Origin of the sequence: Longimicrobium terrae, assembly GCF_014202995.1 — a bacterium.
GTDB lineage: Bacteria > Gemmatimonadota > Gemmatimonadetes > Longimicrobiales > Longimicrobiaceae > Longimicrobium > Longimicrobium terrae.
Genome location: NZ_JACHIA010000008.1, coordinates 111,899 through 136,578, shown reverse-complemented (window position 1 = coordinate 136,578; position 24,680 = coordinate 111,899). Strand labels below are relative to the sequence as shown.

Annotated in this window: 5 protein-coding genes; all 5 read left to right on the top strand. The window is 73.6% G+C overall.

What is annotated here, in order from left to right; translation table 11 throughout:
- Window positions 1–391: 391 nt before the first annotated feature.
- The 5 genes from HNQ61_RS14850 to HNQ61_RS14830 all read left to right on the top strand — a co-directional run bounded on the left by HNQ61_RS14850 (window position 392) and on the right by HNQ61_RS14830 (window position 24,265).
- The gene (locus tag HNQ61_RS14850) at window positions 392–17,938 is read left to right on the top strand and encodes a non-ribosomal peptide synthetase/type I polyketide synthase (protein WP_170036727.1); all 17,547 of its coding nucleotides are present in this window, start codon (window positions 392–394) and stop codon (window positions 17,936–17,938) included.
- Window positions 17,889–19,562: a thioesterase domain-containing protein gene (locus tag HNQ61_RS14845; protein WP_170036729.1), complete on the top strand. Its 1,674-nt coding sequence runs from the start codon at window positions 17,889–17,891 to the stop codon at window positions 19,560–19,562. The genes HNQ61_RS14850 and HNQ61_RS14845 overlap by 50 nt, the downstream gene beginning before the upstream one ends.
- A gap of 55 nt (window positions 19,563–19,617) precedes the next feature.
- On the top strand, window positions 19,618–21,450 hold the full coding sequence (locus HNQ61_RS29585; protein WP_205761864.1) for an ATP-binding cassette domain-containing protein: 1,833 nt from the start codon (window positions 19,618–19,620) through the stop codon (window positions 21,448–21,450).
- Window positions 21,443–23,224, top strand: a complete 1,782-nt coding sequence (locus tag HNQ61_RS14835) for an ABC transporter ATP-binding protein (protein WP_170036731.1) — start codon at window positions 21,443–21,445, stop codon at window positions 23,222–23,224. The genes HNQ61_RS29585 and HNQ61_RS14835 overlap by 8 nt, the downstream gene beginning before the upstream one ends.
- Before the next feature lie 207 nt (window positions 23,225–23,431).
- On the top strand, window positions 23,432–24,265 hold the full coding sequence (locus HNQ61_RS14830) for a YwqG family protein (RefSeq protein WP_170036733.1): 834 nt from the start codon (window positions 23,432–23,434) through the stop codon (window positions 24,263–24,265).
- Window positions 24,266–24,680 lie beyond the last annotated feature (415 nt).

Sequence of the window (24,680 nt, the reverse complement as noted above, 5' to 3'; positions counted from 1 at the left end):
CGAGCGTCACCTTATCCGCAAATACTTGTTGGTGATGGTGGTTCGTGATATAGTGGTTCAAGTCATCCGTCCTGACGTGGGGCGGCTGTGACTGTCCATGGCGTTGGAGCGGGAGCCTGGCGCGGCCCGTTTGGGTGCGGAGTCGCGCCCGTTCACGCGCATAATGTCCGCTCCTGCAAGGACGTAACTCGCGGGAAGGTCGATCGTGAAGTGTCGCCGTCGATCCCCGGACTTGGAGATCACGACCTCCTTTCCGCGCCTCGCCTGGCCAGGCCCGGAGAGCCGGCCGGCTGGACGGTCGAACAGACGGGCGACTTCGTATGTGATGGCCCGTTAGGGATTGTTGAATCAGGGCGCGGGACCCCCGCACCACTCGAGCGAAGATCCTACGATGAGCGTGCCCCCCGAGGCCGCGCGCGAGCTGTCGCGCGCCGAAAAGCAGGAGCTGCTGCGCAGGGCTCTGGTCGAAAAGATCGGCCGCCCGCGCACCGTTCCCGCATCGTTCGCGCAGGAGCGGCTGTGGTTTCTCGACCGGATGGACGGGGCGCAGGGCGGCGCATACATCCTGCCCCGCGCGCTGCGCCTGTCCGGCGCGCTCGACGCGGATGCCCTGGAGCGCGCCCTGGCAGAGGTGGTGCGCCGTCACGAAGCGCTGCGCACCACCTTCGCGGAGGTGCGGGGGAGCCCGGTGCAGGTGATTGCCCCCGGCGCCGGCTTTCAGCTCGCTCGCCAGGATCTGTCCTCGCTGGACGCGGAGACGGCCGGGGAACAGGCGAGGCGCCTGGCCGCGGACGACGCGGCGCGGCCCTTCAGCCTGTCCGCGGGACCGCTCTTCCGCGCCACCCTGCTTCAGCTGGCGCAAGACGAGCACGTTCTTCTGCTCTGCATGCACCACATCGTCAGCGACGGGTGGAGCATGGGGGTGCTCTATCGCGAACTCGCCGCCCTGTACGATGCCTTTCGCCAGGGCCTCCCCTCGCCCCTGCCGGAGCCGCCGGGGCAGTACGCGGACTTCGCGGTGCGCCAGCGCGCGCAGCCGCAAGACGGGGCGGTGGAGGGGCGGCTGGCCTACTGGCGCGCCCATCTGGCCGGCGCCCCCGCGCTGCTGACGCTTCCCACGGACCATCCGCGGCCCGCCGCGCAGAGCCACCGCGGCGCCCGCGAGATGCTGCACCTGGCCCCCTCGCTGGTGGAGCGGCTGGACGCGCTGGGCCGCGCCGAGCGGGTGACGCGGTACATGGTGCTGGTGGCCGCCTTCAAGGTGCTGCTGGCCCGCTACGCCGGCACCGCGGACGTGGTGGTGGGCACCGCCGTCTCCGGCCGCGGCGAGCGCGAGGTGGAGGAGCTGATCGGCTTCTTCGTCAACACCCTTCCCCTGCGGACGGACGTTTCCGGCGACCCCTCGTTCCGTGAGGTGCTGGCGCGGGTGCGCGGCGTGACCCTTGGCGCCTTTCGGAACCAGGACATCCCCTTTGAGCACCTGGTGGAGGCGCTGCAGCCCGAGCGCAGCCTGGGCCACTCGCCCCTGTTTCAGGTGATGTTCACGCTCAACGACGGATCCGGCGCGCGGCCGTCGCTGGCCGGCGTGCGCACGGAGGAGCTGGAAGCGGAAACCGGCACCGCCAAGTTCGACCTCGCCCTTTCCTTCGATGCCCGGGCGGGCGGCCTGCGCGGGGTGCTGACGTACGCCACCGATCTCTTTGCGCGCGATACCATCCGGCGAATGGCGCGGCGGCTGGAGATGCTGCTGGAGCAGGTGGCGGCGGATCCCGCATGCCCGCTTTCCCGGCTTCGCCTGGCGGACGCGGAGGAGCAGAGACGGGTGGTGGAGGAGTGGAACCGGACCGGGGCGCAGTACCCCGCCCGGAGCATCCACGCGCTGTTCCGGGAGCAGGCCGGGGCCACGCCGGATGCGGTGGCGGTGGTGATGGAGGATGAATCGCTCACCTACGCGGAGCTGGACGCACGCGCGGACCGCCTCGCTCGCCACCTGCGGCGACAGGGCGTGCGGCTGGAAACGCGCGTGGGGATCTGCCTGGAGCGGGGGCCGGAGATGATCGCCGCCATCCTGGCCGTGCTCAGGGCCGGGGGCGCGTACGTGCCCCTGGATCCCGCGTATCCACCGGAGCGGCTGTCGTGGATGCTGGCGGATTCCGCCGCGGCCGTGCTGGTGACGCAGACCTCGCTGCGCGGCACGCTCCCGGCCGGCGGGTGCGCCGTGCTGTGCGTGGACGCGCTCCCCGCCGAGGAGGCGGACGACGCTCTTTTCCAAGATGAGGCGGGGTCCCGGAGCTTGGCGTACGTGATGTACACCTCCGGGAGCACGGGCACGCCGCGGGGTGTGGGCGTGGAGCACCGGAGCGTGGTGCGGCTGGTGCGCGGAGCCAACTACGCGGACTTCGGCCCCGGCGAGGTGGTCCTGCAGGCCGCGCCGGTCTCCTTTGACGCCGCCACGCTGGAGATCTGGGGGGCGCTGCTGAACGGGGGGCGGCTGGTGCTGGTTCCCGGGCGCACGCCCTCGGTGGAGGAACTGGGCCGCATCCTCGTCCGTGACGGGGTCACGACGCTCTGGCTGACGGCCGGGCTGTTCGAGGTGATGGCGGAGGAGCGGCTGGACGACCTGGCCGGCGTGCGCCAGCTGCTGGCCGGGGGCGACGTCCTTTCCGCCACGGCCGTGGGCCGCGTGCGGGAGCGCTTTCCGTCGCTGCGGCTGATCAACGGCTACGGACCTACGGAAAACACCACCTTCACCTGCTGCCACACGGTGGACGCCGCGTGGAGCGGAGGGCCCGTTCCCATCGGGACCCCGGTTTCCAACACCCGCGTCCACGTGCTGGACGCATGGCTCAACCCGCTCCCCATCGGCATTCCCGGCGAACTGTACGCCGCGGGCGACGGGGTGGCCCGCGGCTACCTGGGCCGTGCCGCCGCGACGGCGGAGCGCTTCATCCCCGACCCGTTCTCCATTCAGCCCGGCGCGCGGATGTACCGCACCGGCGACCGGGCGCGCTGGCGGGCCGACGGCGTGGTGGAGTACCTGGGCCGGCTGGACGAGCAGGTAAAGATCCGCGGCTTCCGCATCGAGCCGGGAGAGGTGGAGGCCGTGCTGCGCCGTCATCCCGGCGTAACCGCCTGCGCCGTCGTGGTGCGCGGGGAAGGAGAGGGCGAGAAGCGCCTGGTGGCCTACGTGGTGGGAGGCGCGGACGAACAGAGCCTGCGCGCGCACCTGCGGGCCCGGCTCCCGGAGCACATGGTTCCCGCCGCGTTCGTGGCGATGGACGCGCTTCCCCTTACGCCCAACGGCAAGGTGGACCGCCGCGGCCTTCCGGCGCCCGAGTTCGCGGGGGACGCGGAGCGCTACATGGCGCCGCGAACCCCGGTGGAGGAGGTGCTGGCCGCGGTCTGGGCGGAGCTGCTGCGAGTGGAGCGGGTGGGGACGGCGGACGGCTTCTTTGAGCTGGGCGGGCATTCGCTGCTGGCCACCCGCGTCGTTTCCCGCATCCGCGAACTGTTCGCGGTGGAACTGCCCGTGCGCGCGCTGTTCGAGGCGCCCACCGTGGCGGAGCTGGCCGTGCGGGTGGAGGCGGCGCGGCGCGCCGGTGCGCCGCAGGCGCCGCCGCTGGTGCCCCGCATGCTGTACGCGCCGCCGCTCTCCTTTGCGCAGGAGCGGCTCTGGTTCCTGGACCGGCTGGAGCCGGGGAGCGCGGCGTACAACGTTCCCGCCGCGCTGCGCCTGTCCGGAGCGCTGGACGTGGAGGCGCTGGAGCGCGCGCTGGGCGAGATCGTCCGGCGGCACGCGGCGCTGCGCACCGTCTTTGCGCCGGGGGACGGGGTGCCGGCGCAGATCGTAATCCCATTCGCGGGATTCACCCTCCCGGTGGAGGACCTTTCCGGCCTGCCGGAAGGGGAGCGCCGGGCGGGTGCGGAACGCCGGGCCGCGGCGTACGCCGCGGCCCCGTTCGACCTTGCCGCCGGACCCCTCTTCCGCGCGGCGCTGCTGCGTCTGGGAGAGGGAGAGCACCTCCTGCTCCTCTGCATGCACCACGCGGTGAGCGACGGGTGGAGCCTGGGCGTGTTCTTCCACGAGTTGTCGCTGGCCTACGCGGCGTTCCGCGACGGGGCCGAACCGCGGCTCCCCGCGCTTCCCGTGCAGTACGCGGACTACGCCGTCTGGCAGCGCGAGCAGCTGAGCGGCGAAGGGATCGATCGCCCGCTGGCCTGGTGGAAGGAGCGCCTGGCGGGCGCGCCGGCGCTGCTGGAGCTGCCCACGGACCACCCCCGCCCGGCGCAGCGCACCCATCGTGGCGGCGCCGTGTGGTTTCCTCTGCCGCCGGGATTGCCGCCCCGGCTGCGGGCGCTGGGCCGCCGCGAGGGCGCCACGCCGTTCATGGTGCTCCTGGCCGCCTTCCAGGTGATGCTGGCCCGGTACGCCGGCGTCACGGACGTCGTGGTCGGCACCCCCATCGCGGGGCGCACGCGGCGCGAAACGGAAGGGCTGATCGGCTTCTTCGCCAACACGCTGGCGCTGCGTACGGAGTGGGATGGAGATCCGTCCTTCCGCGAACTGCTGCGGACGGTGCGCGGCGCCACGCTGGGCGCGTACGAGCACCAGGAGCTCCCCTTCGAGCGCCTGGTGGCGGAGCTGCAGCCGGAGCGCAGCCTGAGCCATTCGCCCCTGTTCCAGGTGCTGTTCACGCTGGACGACGACGCGGACGCGCGCCTCCCCGCCATTGCGGGCGTGGCGGTGGAAGCGGTGGAGTCCGAGATGGCGACCATCAAGTTCGACCTGAGCCTCGCGGTGCGGGTGGACGGGGACGGAGCGCGCTGCCGGCTGGCCTACGCGACGGACCTGTTCCAGCGGGGCACGGTGGAGCGGATGGCGGGCCACCTGGTCCGGCTGCTGGAGCAGGTGGCGGACGACGCAGACCGTCCCCTGTCGCGGCTGGATCTGCTGGCGGAGGAGGAGCGCGACCTCGTGCTGCACGCGTGGAACCGGACGGAGGCCGCGTCCCCTATGGAGAGCTGCATCCACACGCTCTTCGAGGCGCAGGCGGCACGCACTCCGGACGCGCCGGCGGTGCTGTGCGGGACCGACGTGGTCACGTACCGGGCGCTGGACGAGCGCGCCAACCGGCTGGCCCGCCACCTCGTGCGCCTGGGCGCCGGTCCGGAGGTGCGCGTGGGCGTCTGCCTGGAGCGCGGGACGGAGCTGGTGGTGGCGCTCCTGGCCGTGCTCAAGAGCGGCGGCGCGTACCTGCCGCTGGACCCCGCGTATCCCGCCGGGCGGCTGGCGCTTACGCTGGAAGACGCGGATGCGCGGGTGGTGGTGACGCAGGAGTCGGTGCGCGGGCTGCTGCCCGGCGGCGGCTTCGCCGTGGCCAGCGTGGATGGGGACGCATCCGCCATCGCCCTGCAGTCCGCCGCCGCCCTGCACGCCCCGGTGTCGCCGCGCGGCCTGGCGTACCTGATCTACACCTCCGGCAGCACGGGCCGCCCCAAGGGGGTGGCCATCGAGCACCGCAGCGCCGCCGCCTTCCTGGCGTGGGCCGCCGGCGTCTTTCCCCCGGAGCAGCTGGCGGGAACGCTGGCCTGCACCTCCGTCTGCTTCGACCTGTCCGTCTTCGAGATCTTTCTTCCCCTGGTCCGGGGCGGACGGGTGATCGTGGTGGAGAACGCCCTTGCCCTGCCGCGCGCCGCGGCCGCGGGCGAGGTGCGCCTTCTCAACACCGTCCCTTCCGCCGCGGCGGCGCTGCTGGCCACGGGCGGCATCCCCGCCGGTGTCCGCACGGTGAACCTGGCGGGCGAGCCGCTGCGGACGGAGCTGGTGGACGCGCTGTACGCGGCGGGGGTGGAACGGGTGTACGACCTGTACGGTCCGTCAGAGGACACCACCTACAGCACCTTCGCGCTGCGCCGCCCGGGCGCCCCGGCCACCATCGGCGCGCCCATCGCCCACACGCGGGCCTACGCGCTGGACCCGGGAATGAACCCCGCGCCGGCCGGCGTTCCCGGCGAGCTGTACCTGGGCGGGCTGGGGCTGGCCCGCGGCTACCTGGGGCGTCCGGCGCTCACCGCGGAGCGCTTCCTTCCCGACCCCTTTTCCGGAGAGCACGGCGCGCGGATCTACCGTACCGGCGACCGGGTGCGCTGGAGAGAAAGCGCGCACTCCGGCGCCGGGGAACTGGAGTACCTGGGCCGGGTGGACCACCAGGTCAAGATCCGCGGATTCCGCATTGAGCCGGGGGAGATCGAGGCGGCGCTGCGCCGCCACCCCGCCGTGCGCGACTGCGTGGTGGTGGCGCACGAGTTCACCCCCGGCGACCGGCGGCTGGTGGCGTATGTGGCGGGCGATGCGGCGGCCGGGGCGCTGCGCGAGCACCTGCGCGCGGCGCTCCCGGAGTACATGGTTCCCGCGACGGTGGTGCTGCTGGCCGCCCTGCCGCTGACGCCCAACGGCAAGCTGGACCGCCGCGCGCTTCCCGCGCCGGAGCCCGCCGCGCCGGGACGGCGGCTGGAGCCGCGCACCGGGCTGGAGGCGCGGCTGGCGGCGCTCTGGAGGGAGCTGCTGGGCGTGGATCGCGTGGGGGTGGAAGACAACTTCTTCGACCTGGGCGGGCACTCGCTCCTGATGGCCCGCGTGCAGGCGCGAATCGCCGCCGACCTGGGGCGCGACATCCCCGTCGTGGATCTCTTTCTCCACCCTACCGTCCGGTCCCTGGCCGCGCGGCTGCGGAAGGACGGGGTGGATGACGGTGCCCCGGCGGTTGCCGCCCCGGGCGCGGAGCGGGGCGGGCGCGTACGGCGGGGCGGACGGATCACCCCGGTGGGCGCGCGCGCGTCCGGGCGGACGGCGGGGCGCCGCGCGGCGGGCGGTACGGGGCGGGAGGTGGCGGTGGTGGGGATGGCCGGGCGCTTTCCCGGCGCGGACGACGTGCAGGCCTTCTGGCGCAACCTGCGCGGAGGAACCGAGTCCATCTCCCGCTTCAGCCGCGAGGAGCTGCTGGCCGCGGGGGCGGACCTGGCGCTGATGGATCTGCCCGGCTTCGTTCCCGCGGGCGGGGCACTGCGCGGGGCGGACGAGTTCGACGCCACGCTCTTCGGGCTTACGCCGCGCGACGCGGAGGTGCTCAACCCGCAGCACCGCGTGCTGCTGGAGTGTGCCTGGGCCGCGCTGGAGCACGCCGGGTACGACCCGGCCCGCGTGGGGCGTCCCGTGGGCGTCTTTGCCGGGGCCAGCACCAACACCTACGCGGCCCACCTGCACGCCAGTCCGGAGATCGCCCGCTCCGTGGGCTCGCTTCGCCTTTCCCTGGGCAACGAGCGGGACCACCTGGCCGCCGGCATCGCCTACCGCCTGAACCTGCACGGGCCCGCGCTGGCGGTGCAGACGGCGTGCTCCACCTCGCTGGTAGCCGTGCACCTCGCCTGCCAGAGCCTGGCCGCGGGCGAGTGCGACATGGCGCTGGCCGGTGGCGTTTCCGTGCGCATGCCGCTCAGGAACGGCTACCTCTTCGCGCCGGACGGCATCCTTTCCCCGGACGGGCACTGCCGCGCGTTCGACGCGGACGCGCGGGGGACGGTGGCCGGGAGCGGAGGGGGGATGGTGGTGCTCAAGCGCCTGGCCGACGCGCTGGCCCACGGCGACACCATCCACGCCGTGATCCGCGGCTCCAGCATCAACAACGACGGCGCGCAGAAGGTGGGCTACACCGCGCCCAGCGCCACGGGGCAGGCGCGGGTGCTGTCGCGGGCCATGGCGCTGGCCGGGGTGGACCCCGCCACCCTTCAGTACCTCGAGGCACACGGCAGCGGCACGCCGCTGGGCGACGCCATCGAGCTGCGGGCCATCCGCGAGGCGCTTCCGCGCGCGGGTGCGCCGCCCCTGGCCATCGGCTCCGTCAAGACCAACGTGGGCCACCTGGACGCCGCCGCCGGTGTGGCGGGGCTCATCAAGACCGTTCTCGCCCTGGAGCACGCCGAAATCCCCCCGTCGCTGCACTGCGCGGCGCCGCACCCGGAGCTGCTGGCGGGCGGCATCGTCGTCAACACGGTGCTGCGGGCATGGGAGCGGACGGGAACGCCGCGGCGGGCCGGCGTCAGTTCGTTCGGCATCGGCGGGACCAACGCGCACGCGGTGCTGGAGGAAGCGCCGCAGCGCGCGCCGTCGGGCCCGTCGCGCGCGCTGCAGCTGCTGGTGTTTTCCGCCCGCACGCCCTCCGCGCTCTCGGCGGCGGCGGAGCGGATGGCGGAGTTCCTGGAGGCCGAGGTGCCGTCCCTGGCCGACGCCGCGTTCACCCTGCAGTCCGGCCGGCGCGAGATGGAGCACCGGCTGGCCGTGGTCTGCCGCGACGCGGAGGAAGGCGCGGCGCGCCTGCGGCAGGCGGCCGTGCGCGCCCTTCCGGCGGTGCCGCGCACGGACCGGCCCGTCGCCTTCATGTTCCCCGGGGTGGGGATGCAGTACGTGGACATGGCCCGGGGGCTGTACGACGCCGAGCCGGTCTACCGCGCCGCCGTGGACGAGTGCTGCGCGCTGCTGCGCCCGGAGCTGGGCGGCGACCTGCGCGAGACGCTGTACTCCGCGGGGTCCGCCACGCAGGCGGCCGGCGGCGGATGGGACCTGCGCCGGATGCTGGAGGGCGGCGGGCCGGCGTCGCCGCTGGACGAAACGCGGCTGGCCCAGCCCGCCGTCTTCGTCACCGGCTACGCCATGGCGAAGCTGTGGATGAGCTGGGGCGTGGTCCCGCGGGCGCTCATCGGCCACTCGCTGGGCGAGTACGTGGCGGCGTGCGTCGCGGGCGTGATGCGCCTGGACGACGCGCTGCGGCTGGTGGCCCTCCGCGCCCGCCTGCTGGACGCCCTTCCCGCCGGGGCCATGCTGGCGGTGCCGCTGGGCGAGGCGGCGCTGCGGAACATCCTCCCCGCCGGGCTGGACGTGGCGGCGGTGAACACGGCGGAAAGCTGCGTGGTCGCGGGCCCGGAGGTGGAGTGCGAGGCGTTCGGGGCGGTGCTGGCGGCTCGGGGGATCGTGAGCCGCCGGCTCGCGGCGCGGCACGCCTTTCACTCCCGCGCCATGCGGCCAGTGGGGGCGGAGCTGGAGCGGCTGCTGGCCGGCGTGGAGCTGCGGCCGCCGCGCATTCCCCTCGTCTCCAACGTCACGGGGGAGTGGCTGTCGGACGAGGAGGCGTGCTCGCCGGCGTACTGGGCCCGGCACCTGTGCAGCCCCGTCCGTTTCGCCGACGGCGTGGCCACGCTGTGCGCCGAGCCCGGCTGGGTGCTGCTGGAGGCGGGCCCGGGGCAGACGCTGGGCGCCTGGGCCGTGCAGCACCCCGCGCAGGGCGGCGCCCGGGACGACCGCGTGGTGTTTGGATCGGTGCGCCATCCGCACAACCGCATTCCGGATCTGCAGCTCGTACTGGAAACGCTGGGCGGGCTGTGGGCCGCGGGGGTGGAGGTGGACTGGGCGGGATTCGCCCGGGGCGAGCGCCGGCACCGGGTGCCGCTGCCCGGCTACCCCTTTGAGCGGCGGCGCTACTGGGTGGATGCACCCCCGCGGGCCGGCGGTGCGCTCGCGGCGGGTTCGGGGGCGGGGATGGATGAGGAGGCGGGGGAGGCACAGGCATCTCATCAGAAAGGACCGGACGTGATGGAGACCCGACTGGCGGAGCAGGACACCGCGGCAGCCTCCCGCCGTCAGGAAGCCGTGCTGCGGCAGCTGCGGGTGACCGCGGCCGGGCTGACCGGCATCCCCGCGCACCTCGTGGACACGGAGACGGACTTCTTCCGTGCCGGATTCGACTCGCTGCTCCTGCTGCAGGCCATCCAGGCGGTGGAAAAGCGCATGGGCGTGCGCGTCCCGCTGGTGGAGCTGCTGGAGGACATTCCCAACTTCGTGGCGCTGGCGGCGTACATCGACCGCCGGCTTCCCCCGGACGCCGTGGTGGAGGAAGAGCGTGCGGACGAGCCCGCGCCGCCGGCGGTCCACCCGGCTCCAGCCGCAGCGCCGCCGCACGCCGGGCCGGCGGTCCACCCGGACCCGGTTCCGGCCCCCGGCGCGCTGCCAGCCCCGGTGACTTTCCACCCGGCTCCGGCCCTCGCCGCCGCGCCGGTTTTCTACCCCGCCGCGCCGGCGGGAGAGAGCGTGATGGAGCGGGTGATCGCGCAGCAGCTGCAGTCCCTGACGCACTTCATGACGCAGCAGCTCGCGATGGTTCACGGGGGCGCGGCATCCGTCCCGATCGCGCAGTCACCGAACGGAGCCGCCCCGCACGAAGCGCAGGTCCACGCATTGAACGGCTCGCACGTTCCGAGCGCCGGCGGACAGCACGCGCCGGCATCGGACACACTACATCCGCCCGCGTCGAACGGACTCCTCGCGCAGACGGTGAACGGAGCCGCCGCGCACGGACCGCAGGCTCACGCATCCAGCGGATCCCCCGCTCAGGCGCTGATCGAACCGCCCCCGCAGCGATCGAACGGATCGCATGCGCCGGTGCCGGCGGTGCCGCAGTCTCCCCGGGCGAAGATCCAGCCGGAGACGTTTGTCGCCTACCTGCCACTGAACACCGAGGCGCCCGGCGCCATGACGCCCCGGCAGCGCGAGTACCTGGACGGCTTCATCGCGCGGTACGTGGAGCGCACCCGGGCCTCCAAGGCGCACCAGGCGCGCTACCACCTGCCGCTTGCCGACAGCCGCGTGACGGCGCGCTTCCGCCGGGTGTGGAAGGAGATCACCTACCCCATCGTGGGGCGGCGGGCACTGGGCGCGCGGGTGTGGGACGTGGACGGCAACGAGTACGTGGATACGGGAATGGCGTTCGGCTGCAGCCTGTTCGGCCACGCGCCGGACTTCGTGGCAAACGCCATCCGCGAGCAGGTAGAGCTGGGGTTCGGCGTGGGCCCGCAGTCGCCCGATGCGGGCCGCGCCGCGGAGCTGGTCTGCCAGCTGGGAAAGAACGACCGGGCGGTCTTCTGCAACTCGGGGACGGAGGCGGTGATGGGCGCCATCCGCGCCGCCCGCGCCTTCACCGGCCGCTCCAGGGTCGCCTACTTCGCCGGCAGCTACCACGGGTGGAGCGACATCGTCCAGGGACGATTGTTCACGTCGGGCGGGCAGCGCGAGGTGCGGCCCAGCGCCCCCGGCGTGGCGGCGCTTCCCCTGGGCGACGTGCTGATGCTGGACTTTGACGAGCCGGCGTCGCTGGAGCTGCTCGCCCGCCACCTGCACGAGATCGCCGTGGTGATGGTGGAGCCCGTGCAGAGCCGCCGGCCGGACCTGCAGCCGTTCGCCTTTCTGCGCGAACTCCGGCGGATGACGCGCGAGGCAGGCACCCTTCTTCTCTTCGACGAGCTGATCACCGGCTTCCGCATGGCCCCCGGCGGCGCGCAGGAGTTCTTCGGCATCCAGGCGGACCTGGTCACCTACGGCAAGATCGTGGCGGGCGGGCTGCCCATGGGCGTGGTGGCGGGAACGCGGGAGGTAATGAGTGTCTTCGACGGCGGGCTGTGGAACTACGGGGACGACTCATACCCCACCGGCCAGCGCACACTCTTCGCCGGCGCGTACTTCAAGCACCCCATCTCCATGAACGTGGCGTGCGCCATCCTGGGCGAGATCCAGCGCCGGGGCGCGCCGATGTACGAGCGGCTGAACGCGCGCACGGCCGCGCTCGTGGAGCGGCTGAACGCGTTCTTCGATGCGGAAGAGTACCCGGTCACCGCGGTGCACTTCAGCTCCGCGTTCCGCTTCTTCTTCGGTCCGCAGGTCAAGTTTCCGGAGCTCTTCAGCCATCACATGATCCTGGAAGGGATTCACGTAATCCCCGAGACGGGGACGCACTTTCTCTGCACGGCGCACACGGACGAGGACCTGGACATCGTTTTCAACGCGGTCCGCGCCTCCGTGCGGGCCATGCGGAGTGGCGGCTTCATCCCCGGTGGGGCGGAGCAGGGCCCGGGAGCCTCGTCCACGGGCTTGGGCGTCGAATCAGCGGCGGCCGTCTTGGCCGGGACGACGGGACGGGACGGGGCGGGGATGACTGCTTCCGGCGCGTCGCCGGCGCTTTCGGGATCGGCCGCATCCACTGGAGCCATCGGATCGACTGCATCCACTGGATCGACTGCATTCACTGGATCGACGGCGTCCACCGGATCGACTGCATCCACCGGATCGGCTGCGTCCACCGGATCGGCTGCGTCCACAGGATCGACTGCATCCACTGGATCGGCTGCATTCACTGGATCGACTGCATTGGCTGGATCGGCCGCGGTGCCGGGGTCCGGCGCACCGGGGGGACCCGCGGCGCTGGCGGGGCGGGGCGCGCCGTCCCAGGAATCCGCCCTGGCCACGTACTTCGGTTCCGCCGAGCCGGCGGTGCGCGAGATTCCGCTGACGGAAGGGCAGAGGCAGCTGTGGATCGAGTCGCAGATGGGGGAGCACGCCTCCCTGGCGTACATCGAGTCCACCACGCTCCGCCTGTGGGGTGAGCTGGATGCAGGCGCCCTGCACCGCGCTCTGCAGGCGCTGGTGGACCGGCACGCCACCCTGCGCGCCACCGTGAGCCCCGACGGTGACGTGCAGCGCATTCACCCCGCGATGCCGGTGCCCTTGCCGCGCGCGGACTTCCGCGCCCTCGATGCGGAGGAGCGGGAGGCGCGGGTGCAGGCGTGGGTGCGCGACACCGTGCAGCGCCCGTTCGACCTGGTGCGCGGCCCGCTGGTGCGCTTCGCCCTGGCCGCGGTGGGCACCGGCGAGCACCTGCTCCTGTTCGATGTGCACCACGTGGTGCTGGACGGCTGGTCGCTTTCCATTCTGCTGCGCGAACTTGGCACCCTGTACGCGGCGGAAAAGGAGGGGCGGGACGCGGGGCTGCCGCCCCGCCCTGACCACGCCGCCCTGGTGGATGCGCAGGTGCGGGCGGGGTCCGCCGATCCCGCGGCGGACGCCTTCTGGGCGGCCCGCTTCGCCGACGGCGTGCCGGTGCTGGAGCTGCCGTCCGACAGGCCCCGCCCGCCGGTGCGCAGCTACCGCGGCGAGCGCGCGCGGCGCGACGTGGACCCGGAACTCATGCGGCGGCTGGCCGCCGCCGGCCGGCGCCACGGGCTCAGCCTGTTCCACACCTTCTTCTCCGCGTTCTGCGTGTGGCTTTCGCGCCTGAGCGGGCAGGACGACATCGTGGTCGGCACCCCGTCGGCGGGGCAGGCGGCACGCGGGGCCGCCTCGGATCTCGTGGGTTACGCCATCAACGTGCTCCCCATCCGCGTCCAGGTGGATTCGTCCGCCACCTTCACGGAATTCGCCCGGCAGGTACGCCGCGCCATCCTGGGCGCGGTGGAGCACCAGGGCTTTTCCTTTCCCCGGCTGGTGGAATCGCTGCTGCGCACCCGCGACACCGGCCGCCCGCCCCTGTTCTCGGTGATGCTGAACGTGGACCGGGCACCGGAGGAACTGGCGCTGGGCGATCTGCGGGCCGGGGTGGAGGCCAACTTCGGGGGCGGCAGCAAGCTGGACCTGAACCTGGAGATCACCGAGGCGCCCGATGCGCTGCGTCTGGCGTGCGACTTCAGCACGGACCTCTTTGACCGCGAAACGGTGGAGTGGTGGCTGGCGGGGTTCGAGCAGGTGCTGCGGGGGATCGCCGACGACGCCGAAGTTCCCCTCGCGAGCCTTTCGCTGGCGGGCGCGCGGGAGCGGCGGGCCGTGCTGGAGGAGTGGAACCGCACGGACCGCCCCTATCCCCGCGAAGCCTGCATCCACGACCTGTTCCAGGCGCAGGTGCAGCGCACCCCGGACGCGCTCGCCCTGGCGTGGGACGCGGAGCGGCTGACCTACCGCGAACTGGACGCCCGCGCGAACCGGCTGGCGCACCACCTTCTGCGGATGGGCGTGGCGCGCGAGGAGCGGGTGGGGGTGCTGCTGGAGCGCGGTGTGGAGCAGGTGGTGGCCATTCTGGCCGTGCTCAAGGCCGGCGGCTGCTGCGTCCCCGTGGACACCAGTTATCCGGCGGAGCGCATGCGGCTCATGCTGGCCGACGCCGGCGCGCGGGTGCTGCTTACCCGCGGCGCTCTGGCCCCGGGGATGGCGGGCGGCGCGCTCCACGCCGTCGCGCTGGAGGAGATCCGCGAGGCGCTGGCGCGGGAGTCCGCCCAGGCGCCGCCCCCCGTGGCGAGCGCGCAGAACCTGGCGTACGTGTTCTACACCAGCGGCAGCACGGGCCGCCCCAAGGGGGTGATGATGGGCCACGGCGACGTGGTGCAGCTGGCCGCGTGCGTGGGCGAGTGCATGCCCATGGGCCCCGGCGACCGCGTGGCGCAGGCCTCCAACGCCAGCTTCGACGCCGCCGTATTCGAGTTCTGGTGCGCGCTGGCGCACGGGGCCGCGCTGGTGGGGATCGACCGCGAGGTGCTGCTGAACGCCCGCGCCCTGCGCGCGGCCCTGCGCGACGGGGGGATCACCCACCTGTACCAGACCGCGGCGCTCTTCAGCCAGCACGTCCGCGAGCAGGTGGACGTGTACGCGGGGCTGCGCCAGCTGGTGTTCGGCGCCGAGGCGGTGGATACGGAAAGCGTGCGCCGCATGCTGGCCCGGGGCCGGCCGGAGCGCGTACTGCACGAGTACGGCCCCACCGAGGCGACCGTGTGGTGCACGCTGGACCGGGTGGAGGCGGTCGCCCCCGGCGCGGCGACCATCCCCATCGGCCGGCCGATCCCCAACGCCCGGGCGTACGTGCTGGACGCGGGGATGCAGCCGGTTCCGCCCGCCGTCCCCGGCGAACTCTGCGTCGGCGGCGCGGGGGTGGTGCGCGGCTACCTGGGCCGCCCCGCGCTCACGGCGGAAAAGTTCGTCCCCGACCCCTTCTCTTCCCGGCCGGGCGCGCGGATGTACCGCACCGGCGACCGCGTGCGGTGGCGCGGCGACGGGCGGCTGGAGTTCATGGGCCGGCTGGACGAGCAGGTAAAGATCCGCGGCTTCCGCATCGAGCCGGGGGAGGTGGAGGCCGCGCTGGCCGCGTACCCCGGCGTGCGCGAGGCCCGCGTGCTCGTGCGCCAGGACGCGCCGGGCGACAAGCGGCTGGTGGCGTACGTGGCCGGCACCGCCGGCGCGGAGGAGCTGCGCGCCCACCTGCGCGGCCGGCTGCCGGAGTACATGGTCCCCGCCGCCTTCGTGGTCGTGGAGCGGCTCCCCCTGACCCCCAACGGCAAGCTGGACCGCCGCGCCCTTCCCGCGCCCGAATACGCGGCGGCCGGGGCGGAGTACACCGCGCCGCGCGGCCCGGCGGAGGAAGCGCTGGCCGCGATCTGGGCGGCCGTGCTCGGGGTGGAGCGCGTGGGCGTGCACGACGGGTTCTTCGAGCTGGGCGGGCACTCGCTCCTGGCCACCCGCGTCGTGTCCCGCGTGCGCGAACGCTTCGGGGTGGAGCTTCCCCTGCGCGCGCTGTTCGAGGCGCCCACCGTGGCCGGGGTGGCGGAGCGCATCGAGGCGCTGCAGGGCGCGAACGCCCCGCAGCTTCCCCCGGTGGCGCCGGTGGACCGCGCCGGACCGCTCCCCGCCTCGTTCGCCCAGGAACGGCTCTGGTTTCTGGACCGGCTGCAGCCGGGGGGCAGCTTCTTCAACGTCGCCGTCCCCCTGCGCCTGCACGGGCCACTGGACGTGGCGGCGCTGGAGCGCGCCCTGGGCGAGGTGGTGCGGCGGCACGAGGCGCTGCGCACCGTGTTCGCCGAAACGGAGGGCTCGCCCGTCCAGGTGGTCTCCCCTTTCCGCGGCTTCCCCCTCCCGGTGGAGGACGTGCCGGCGATGGAGGCCGGCGCGCGCGAGGAGGAGCTGCGCCGCCAGGCGACCCTGGAGGGCGCGCGCCCGTTCGACCTGTCGGCGGGCCCCCTCTTTCGCGCGCGGCTGCTGCGGCTGGCCGCGGACGACCACGCGCTCCTTCTGTGCATGCACCACGCGGTGGTGGACGGGTGGAGCCTGGACGTCCTATTCCGCGAACTGGCGGCCGCGTACGACGCCTTCCGGCACGGCGGGGCCCCCTCCCTGGAGCCGCTCCCGGTGCAGTACGCCGACTTCGCGGTCTGGCAGCGCGAGCAGCTGCGCGGCGAAGCGCTGGAGCGGCAGGTGGCGTGGTGGAGGGAGCGGCTGTCCGGGGCGCCGGAGCTGCTGCGCCTTCCCACGGACCGGCCGCGCCCGGCGGTGATGAGCTTTCGCGGCGCGTACCTTCCCATCCACATGCCCCGCGACCTGGTGGACGGGCTGGACGCGCTTGCCCGCCGCGAAGGCGCCACCCTGTACATGGTGCTTCTGGCCGCGTTCAAGGTGCTGCTTTCCCGCTGGGGCGGGGGCGTTGACATCGTCGTGGGCAGCACCATCGCGGGACGCACCCGCGGCGAAACCGAGGGGCTCATCGGCCTGTTCATGAACACGCTGGTGCTGCGCACCGACCTGTCCGGAGACCCGGACTTCCGCACGGTGCTGCGGCGCGTCCGCGACGTGACCGTGGGCGCGTACGAGCACCAGGACGTCCCCTTTGAAAAGCTGGTGGACGAGCTGCGGCCGGAGCGCACGCTGAGCCACTCGCCCCTGTTCCAGGTGCTGTTCGAGGTGCACGAGGGAATCGGCTCCATCCCCGCGCTCCCCGGCGTGGAGGTGGGCCGGGTGGAGATGGAGGTGGGGAGCGCCAAGGCTGACCTGGGCGTGGCGCTGCGGGTGACGGAACGGGGGCTGGTGGGCGGGCTCACCTGGGCCACGGACCTGTTCGACGCCGGGACCGTGCGGTGGATGGTGGAGCACCTGGAGCGGGTGCTGCGGCAGGTGGCCGGCGACCCCGGGCGGCACGTTTCCCGGCTGCGGCTGATGGACGAGGCGGAGCGCGGGCGGGTGCTGGCGTGGAACACCGTGGCGCAGTACCCCGCGGAGTCCTGCATCCACGAACTGCTCGAAGCCCAGGCACGGCGCACCCCCGACGCCCCGGCCGTGCTCTGGGACGGCGGATCCATGACGTTCCGCGAGCTGGACGAGAACGCCAACCGTCTGGCCAACCACCTCGTCCGTGCCGGCGCGGGCCCCGAGACGCGCGTGGGGATCTGCATGGAGCGCGGGCCCGAACTGGTGGTTTCCATCCTGGGGGTGATGAAGGCCGGCGGCGCCTGGGTGCCGGCCGATCCCGCGCACCCGGCGGAGCGCATCGCGTACGTGCTGGAGGATGCGGGCGTGGCCGCCGTCCTCACCCAGGCGCGGCTGCGCGACCGGGTGCCGCCGCGGCCCGGGGTGCGCGTCGTGGCGGTGGACGCCGAGTGGGCGCGCATCGCGGAGGAGCCGGCCGGGGCGCCGGCCTCCGGGGTCACGAGCGAAAACCTGGCGTACGTCATCTTCACCTCGGGGAGCACGGGGCGGCCCAAGGGCGTCGCCATGCACCACCGGGGGGTGTGCAACTACATCCACTGGGCGGTGGGGGCCTACGGGGCGGAGCGGGGGAACGGCGCGCCGGTCTTCACCTCCATGGCCGTGGACCTCACCCTCACCAACTTTCTCCCGCTCTTCGCGGGAAAGCCCGTCCGGCTGCTCCCCGAGGACAATCCGGTGGAGGCGCTGGCCCGGGTGCTGCGCGAAAAGCCCGGCTTCGGGCTGATCAAGATCACCCCCGTCCACCTGGCGCTCCTCACCCCGATGCTCGCGGAGGAGGAGGCGCGCGCCGCCGCGGGCACGCTGGTGGTGGGCGCGGACCTCCTCCCCGCCGAAGCCACCGTCTGGTGGCAGGACCACGCCCCCGGCGTGCGGCTGGTGAACGAGTACGGGCCCACGGAAACGGTGGTGGGGTGCTCGGCGTACGTGCTCGCCCCCGGGGCGCAGCGCGCGGGGGCCGTTCCGGTGGGGCCGCCCATCCAGAACCTGCGCTTCTATGTCCTGGACGCGCACCGGCGAGCCGGTGCCGGCGGGGCTTCCCGGTGAGCTGTACATCGGCGGGGCGGGCGTTGCGCGCGGCTATCTGGGCCGGCCGGCGCTGTCGGCGGAAAAGTTCGTCCCCGACCCCTTCGCCGAGCCGGGGAGCCGCATGTACCGCACGGGCGACAGCGCCCGGTGGCAGGCGGACGGCGACCTGATGATCCTGGGCCGCACCGACAACCAGGTGAAGGTGCGCGGCTACCGGGTGGAACCGGGGGAGGTGGAGGCGGTGCTCCGCCGCCATCCCTCCGTGTCCGGATGCCTCGTGGCCGTCCGCGAGGACCGGCCCGGCGACCGGCGCTTGGTGGCCTACGTGGTGGCCGGGGCGGACGCGGGGGAGCTGCGGGGGCACCTGCGCCGCGCCCTTCCGGAGTACATGGTCCCCGACGCCTTCGTGCACCTGGACGCGCTGCCGCGCACGCGGACGGGAAAGGTGGATCCCCGCACCCTGCCGGCGCCCGTGTACGGGGGCGGGGACCGGCGGGTGGACGAGCCGCGCAACTTCGTGGAGGCGCAGCTGATCCCGCTCTGGGAGGAGCTGCTGGGCGTTCGCGGCGTGGGGCCCCGGGAAAGCTTCTTCGACCTGGGGGGCAACTCGTTCCTGGCGCTGCGCCTGTTCACCCGGGTGAACCGGCTGCTGGAGTGCGACCTCCCCGTGGCCACCCTCTTCGCCGGTGCCACCCTGCGCCACATGGCGGACGCCATCCTGGAGCAGAAGCAGTCCTCCGCGGATGCGCCGGGGTCGGTGGTGCCGCTGCAGCCCAACGGGACGCTGCCCCCCGTGTTCCTGGTCCACTCCGCGGACCGCAACGTGATGGGGTACGTGAACTTGGTGCGCCACCTGGGGCCGGAGCAGCCGGTGTACGGCGTGCGCGACACGGGCGAGGACCTGGCGCGCCCCGTGGCGCGGATCGCGGAGGAGCACGTGGCGGCCATCCGCGCCGTGCAGCCGCACGGGCCGTACTACCTGGCCAGTTGGTCGTTCGGCGGCATCGTCGCCTTTGAGATGGCCGTGCAGCTGGAGCAGGCGGGGGAGGAGGTGGCCTTTACCGGGCTGCTGGACACCACCGCCCCCGGGCTGATGAACGAACTCGGGTGGGAGCGCGACGCCGACATCGTCGTTTCGCTGGCGCACGACGTCGCCGTGCGGGAGCGGCGCCCGTTCCGCCTGTCCGCGGAGGAGCTGGAGGAGATGGAGCTGGACGAGCAGGTGCGTGTCGCCGTCCAGGCGCTGCGCGAGCAGGACGCCGCGCCGGCGGAGTACGACGCCGAGCGGCTGGGCGCGGCGTGCCGGATGGTTCAGGACCGCACGCGCAGCTACTCCGCGTACCGGCCCGGGCGCCTTTCCGGCACCCTGGTCCTGTTTCGCGCGGAGGTGCGGACCGGGCGGCAGGACGGCTTCCTGGCCACGCGCGGTGCGGAGGAGCAGCACTCGCTGGGGTGGGCGCCGCACGCCGCCGCCCCGGTGGAGGTGCACCCGGTCCCGGGCCACCACGCCGCCATCACCGCCGAGCCGCACGTGCGCGTGCTCGCCAACCGCATGCGCGAATCGCTGGAGTCCGCGCGGCGGCGCGCGGGATGGGACGGGCCCGCGGCGGAACCCGCCGGGGAGCGGGTGATCCCCGCATGACGGCGCGGCGGCGTCCGTCCCGCGCGCGCTTTCTCCTCCTCACCCGCGGGGGTGGGTGAGCGGCGCGCGGCTCACCGGAACGGCGCGCTGGCGTGCGTTCCTGGGCCTGCTGGCGCGCGCGGGGCGCATGCGCGTGGCGGCCTTCGGCGTGCTGGCGCTGCTGACGGGGCTGCTTCCCACCGCCGCCATCCTTGCGGCCGGGGCGCTGGCGCGTGCAATCCCCGCCGTGGTGGAGTACGGCGGAGGTTCCTCCCAGGCAGAGCCCGCCGTACGCGCGCTGGCGGCGCTGCTGGCCTGCCTCGTGGGCATCTCGGCGTGCGGCGCGGCGCTGGGGCACCTGTCGCGGGTGCTGGACGCGGCGTTCTCGCTGGAGGTGCACCATGAGGTCGCCGAGGTGATGCTGGGCGCTCCGGGGCTCGCGCCGCTGGAGGACCCCGCCGTGGGCGACCACCTGCAGGCGGTGCAGGATGCCGAGCGGCGGCGGGTGCTGCGCCTGGCGGCCACCTCGCTGGCGAGCGTTGTCACTACGCGGCTGCGCGGTGCGGGCGCGTTCGCCGTGCTGCTGGGGTTCCGCTGGTGGGCGCCGCTGCTTCTGCTGGGGGCGTGGCACCTGACCAACCGGCTGTACCTGCGGGTGACGGAGAACGGAATCAGCTTCGACCTGGGGGACGGCGCCGTGCGGCTGCGGCGGGCGGAGTACCTCCGCTCGCTGGCCGTGGATTCGCCGGCCGCCAAGGAGGTGCGCCTCTTCGGCCTGGGCGGGTGGGTGGTGGGCCGCTACGGCGATGCCTGGATGGAGGCGCTGTCCCTGCTCTGGCAAAGCCGCCGGGCCAGCCGGGGGCTCACGGCCGCCACCGCGCTGGCGCTGGCCGTGGCCCACGCCGCGGTGCTGGCGGCGCTGGTCCGCGCCGCGGCCTCCGGCGAGGTGCCCATGGCGGCGCTGCTGGTGTTCGTGCAGGCGGTCATCGCCACCAGCGATCTGGGGATGCTGGACGACTGGCAGTGGTATCTGGCCCAGTCGCTGGGGGTGGCGGGGCACGTGGAGGCACTGCGCGCGCGGGTCCCCGCCGCGGTTCCGCCGCCGGAGCGGACGGAGGCGAAGCCGCGGGGCCAGGTGGCGGTGCGGCTGGAGAACGTCCGCTTCACCTACCGGGGGCGCGCGCGTCCCACGCTGGACGGGCTCACGCTCGACATTCCCGCGGGGCAGTCGCTGGCCATCGTGGGGGAGAACGGGGCGGGGAAGAGCACCTTGGTCAAGCTGCTGTGCGGGCTGTACGAGCCCGACGCGGGGCGGGTGACGCTGGACGGGGGCGCCGCGCCGCGCGACGGGCGCGGGCGCATCGGCGCCATCTTTCAGGACTTCATCCGCTACCCGCTCCCCCTGCGCGAGAACGTGGGGTTCGGGCACCTGCCGTCCCTGTCGGATTCTTCCCTGCTGGAGGGGGCGCTGCGCGACGCGGGCGGAGGCAGGCTTCCCGCGCGGCTGCCGCGGGGGTGGGACACGGTGCTTTCCCGCGAGTTCGAGGGAGGCGCGGACCTGTCCGGGGGGCAGTGGCAGCGCATCGCCCTGGCGCGCGCGCTCACCGCCGTGCGCGGCGGCGCGGGGCTGCTCATTCTGGATGAACCGACGGCGGCGCTGGACGTGCGCGCGGAGACGGAGCTGTTCGAGCGCTTCATGGAATTGACCCGCGGCGTGACGACGATCCTGGTTTCGCACCGGCTTTCCAGCGTGCGCCACGCGGACCGCATCGTGGTCATCGACGGCGGGCGCGTGGTGGAGGATGGCACGCACACGGGGCTGATGGCGGCGGGCGGCCTGTACGCGCGCATGTACGCCCTGCAGGCGGACCGCTTCGCCCGGGCGGGGGAGGAGATGGCGGATGCGTGAGCATGGGCGCGCCGTGGCCCTGCTGGTGGGGGCCGCCTGGCGCACGGACCCGTGGCGGACCGCGGGACTGCTGCTGGAGCCGCTCGGGCAGCTGCGCATTCCCCTCTTCGCCTGGTTCCTCAAGCTGCTGACGGACGGCGCCGTGCGGCAGGACACGCGGCTGCTGGCCCTGGGCGCGGGGGGGATCGTGGCCACCCGGGTGCTGTGGTTCCTGGGATCGTGGACGGGCGGCTGGATCCGCAACCGCCTGGCGGAGGAGGTGGGCTTCGTTCTGGACCGCGAGATCGCCACGCTGAGCGCGGAGCTCCCCGGGCTGGAGCATCACGAGCGGCCGGACTACCAGGACCGGCTGGAGCTTCTGCGCCAGCAGCAGGGAGTGCTGGGCACCTCGCTGAACACGCTGATCTACACGGCCAACACCGTGGTCACGGGCGTGGGGACGCTGGTGGCGCTGGCTCTGGTGAGCCCGTGGCTGCTGCTGCTGGTTCCCTTTGCCCTCCCGGCCATTCCGTCGGCCGCGGCGCAGCAGCGCTGGCTGCGCGACGCGGAAGAGCGCTCCGGGCCGGCGGGGCGGCGCGCCCGCCACCTGCAGGCGCTCACGGTGGACCGCGCGGCCGGGATGGAGCTGCGCGTCTTTGGCCTGGAGCGGGAGCTGCTTGCCCGCTTCCGGCGGAGCGCGACGGAGGCGCGCGGGTTCGTGCTGGCGGTGCGCGGGCGGGCGGCGCTGCTGGACCTGGCCTGCGACGTCCTCTTCCTCGCCGGGTTCGGCGGTGCGATGGCGCTCATGCTGTGGCGCGCGGGCCGCGGCCAGGCGACGGCGGGCGAGGTGGTCATGGCGCTGTACCTGGGCCAGCAGATGATGTCGAGCGTGGTGGAGCCGGTGCGCAGGGTGGGCAGCCTGGGCGAGACGCTGCGCGCGGCGGGGCGGCTGGTGTGGCTGCAGGATTACGCGCGCGCCGCGCGGCAGGCACTGGCCGGGACGCGCGCCCCGCCGGAGCGGCTGGCGGACGGCATCGTCTTCGACCGGGTCTCGTTCCGCTATCCCGGCACGGACCGCTGGGCCCTGCGCGACGTTTCCTTTTGCATCCCCGCGGGCTCCGTGATCGCGCTGGTCGGCGAGAACGGGGCGGGAAAAACGACGGTGGTCAAGCTGCTCAGCCGGATGTACGAGCCCACGGAGGGACGCATTCTGGTGGATGGGACCGATCTGGCGGAGATCGAGCTGGATGGGTGGCGCAAGCGCCTGTCCGCGGCGTTTCAGGACTTCGCCCGGTTCGAGCTTCCCGCGCGGCAGACGGTGGGGGCGGGGCACCTGCCGCGGGTGGACGATTCCGCGGCGGTGCAGGCCGCGCTGGAGCGCGCGGGCGCCGAAGACGTGCTGCGCGCGCTCCCCGCGGGGCTGGACACGCAGCTGGGCGCGCGGTGGGAGGCGGGCGTGGATCTCTCCACCGGGCAGTGGCAGCGTCTGGCGCTGGGGCGCGCCCTCATGCGCGAGGACCCGCTGGTCGTCTTCTTCGACGAACCGACGGCCAGCCTGGACGCGATGGCGGAGCATGCCCTCTTTGAGCGCTACGCCCGGGAGGCCCGCTCCGGCTCGGCACGCGGCGCGGTGACCGTGCTGGTTTCGCACCGCTTCAGCACCGTGCGCTCGGCGGACCTGATCCTGGTGATCGAGGACGGCCGCGTTTCGCAGCTTGGCGCCCACCACGAACTCATGCGCGGAGACGGGCTGTACGCCGAGCTTTACTCGATGCAGGCGCGCTCGTACCAGTGACGCCGCGCGGCGGCCTCATCCCACGGTTCCACGAGGATGGGCGGCTGGACGAGATGGCCCCGGTTTCGCTCTCATGCGCGCACCTCCATCACGCGTCCCGCCGTCCTGCCCGGCGACCACGCCACGGCGTGGGTGCAGGGCCGGGCCCCGGGCGCGCGGGGGCGGGGCAGACTTCGACGTGCGCGCAAACCGGGATCGGGAGGGTGGATGGAGACGGGACGGCTGGACCAATTGATCCGCAAGTACGGGCTGGACGAACACCGCGACGCCATCCTGGCGGCGGCGACGCCAGCGGTCTACCTGCGGCTGGGCGAGGCGGGGCAGGGCACCCCGGGAGAGAGCCGCATCGGCGGCATCCCCGACCTGCCGGACTCCATCGCGTGGCCGGCCGATCCGTTGCTGGGACGGCTGCGCAGCTTTCTGCTGCAGATCAACCTGGCGGACATTCCGGCGTTCGCGGAAAACCCGTTTCCCCGGCGCGGCATGCTGTACCTGTTCGCGGACGAGAACGAGGATGACGCGGACCAGCTCATCCTCTACACCGGCGACGAGCCCGTGCGCGCCCGCCAGCCCGCGGCCGACGCGCAGTTCGTCACCGACTGGTACGATGGCCTGGTGCCGCACCGCCTGCGGCTGGAACCCGGCGCGGACATCCCCCGCTGGGCCACGGACGCGTTCTACGCCCTTGCCGCCGCGATCGGGATGGAGGACGACGAGGACGGGTTGAGCGACATGGGGAGCGAGCTCTCGGGCGGGAGCGCGGGCAAGCTGCTGGGGCACGTGTCCGGCATCGGCCACGACCCGCGCCAGGACGCGTACGTGGTGCGCGAGGTGAACCCGGAGTGGCGGTTCGCGTACGACAAGCGCCGCACGCTGGACATGGCGGGCGCCGCGAACTGGACCAACCTGCTGGAACTGGATTCCGACAACGCCGTCAACCTGCTGATCGGCGACGCGGGCTACCTGCACGTGCTGGCCCACGCGGACGATCTGCGCCGCGGCGACTTGTCGCGCGTCTGGCTGAACATGGAATCCAGCTGACGGCCGCGCGATCCTCCGCTTCCACACGGCCGCGGAAACACGCTGGACGGCGTCGCTTTCCGTTCCGCTGATCGTCATCCACCGAAACCCCGCCCGTGCGCCGGAGCGGGGTTTCGTAACGATTCAGCTCCGCTCGTCATCCACAACCCGACAAGTTCGATCACCCCCGGGGCCCGGAGCGCGGTCCGCCCCCGGCCGCACGCGTTCCCGTTTTCGCCGCTCCTCTGCTCGCTCCGGGGCACGGTGCCGGTGCGTTCGTCCCGTCCTCGCGCCGCGTCCATCGTGCGGCGCCAGCGAACGGGGCGCGGGACCGGGAATCGCCACGCGGCGGGTGGGCGAACATGGGCGCGCCGATGGTGCCCTCGTGTCCGTCCCGGCGGCCTGTTCCGCCTGCGAAACCGTCGTTTCGGCGGCT

Coding starts and splice junctions, on each gene's coding strand:
- HNQ61_RS14850 (WP_170036727.1), top strand. CDS start 392: ATGAGCGTGCCCCCCGAGGCCGCGCGCGAGCTGTCGCGCGCCGAAAAG.
- HNQ61_RS14845 (WP_170036729.1), top strand. CDS start 17,889: ATGTCCTGGACGCGCACCGGCGAGCCGGTGCCGGCGGGGCTTCCCGGT.
- HNQ61_RS14835 (WP_170036731.1), top strand. CDS start 21,443: ATGCGTGAGCATGGGCGCGCCGTGGCCCTGCTGGTGGGGGCCGCCTGG.
- HNQ61_RS14830 (WP_170036733.1), top strand. CDS start 23,432: ATGGAGACGGGACGGCTGGACCAATTGATCCGCAAGTACGGGCTGGAC.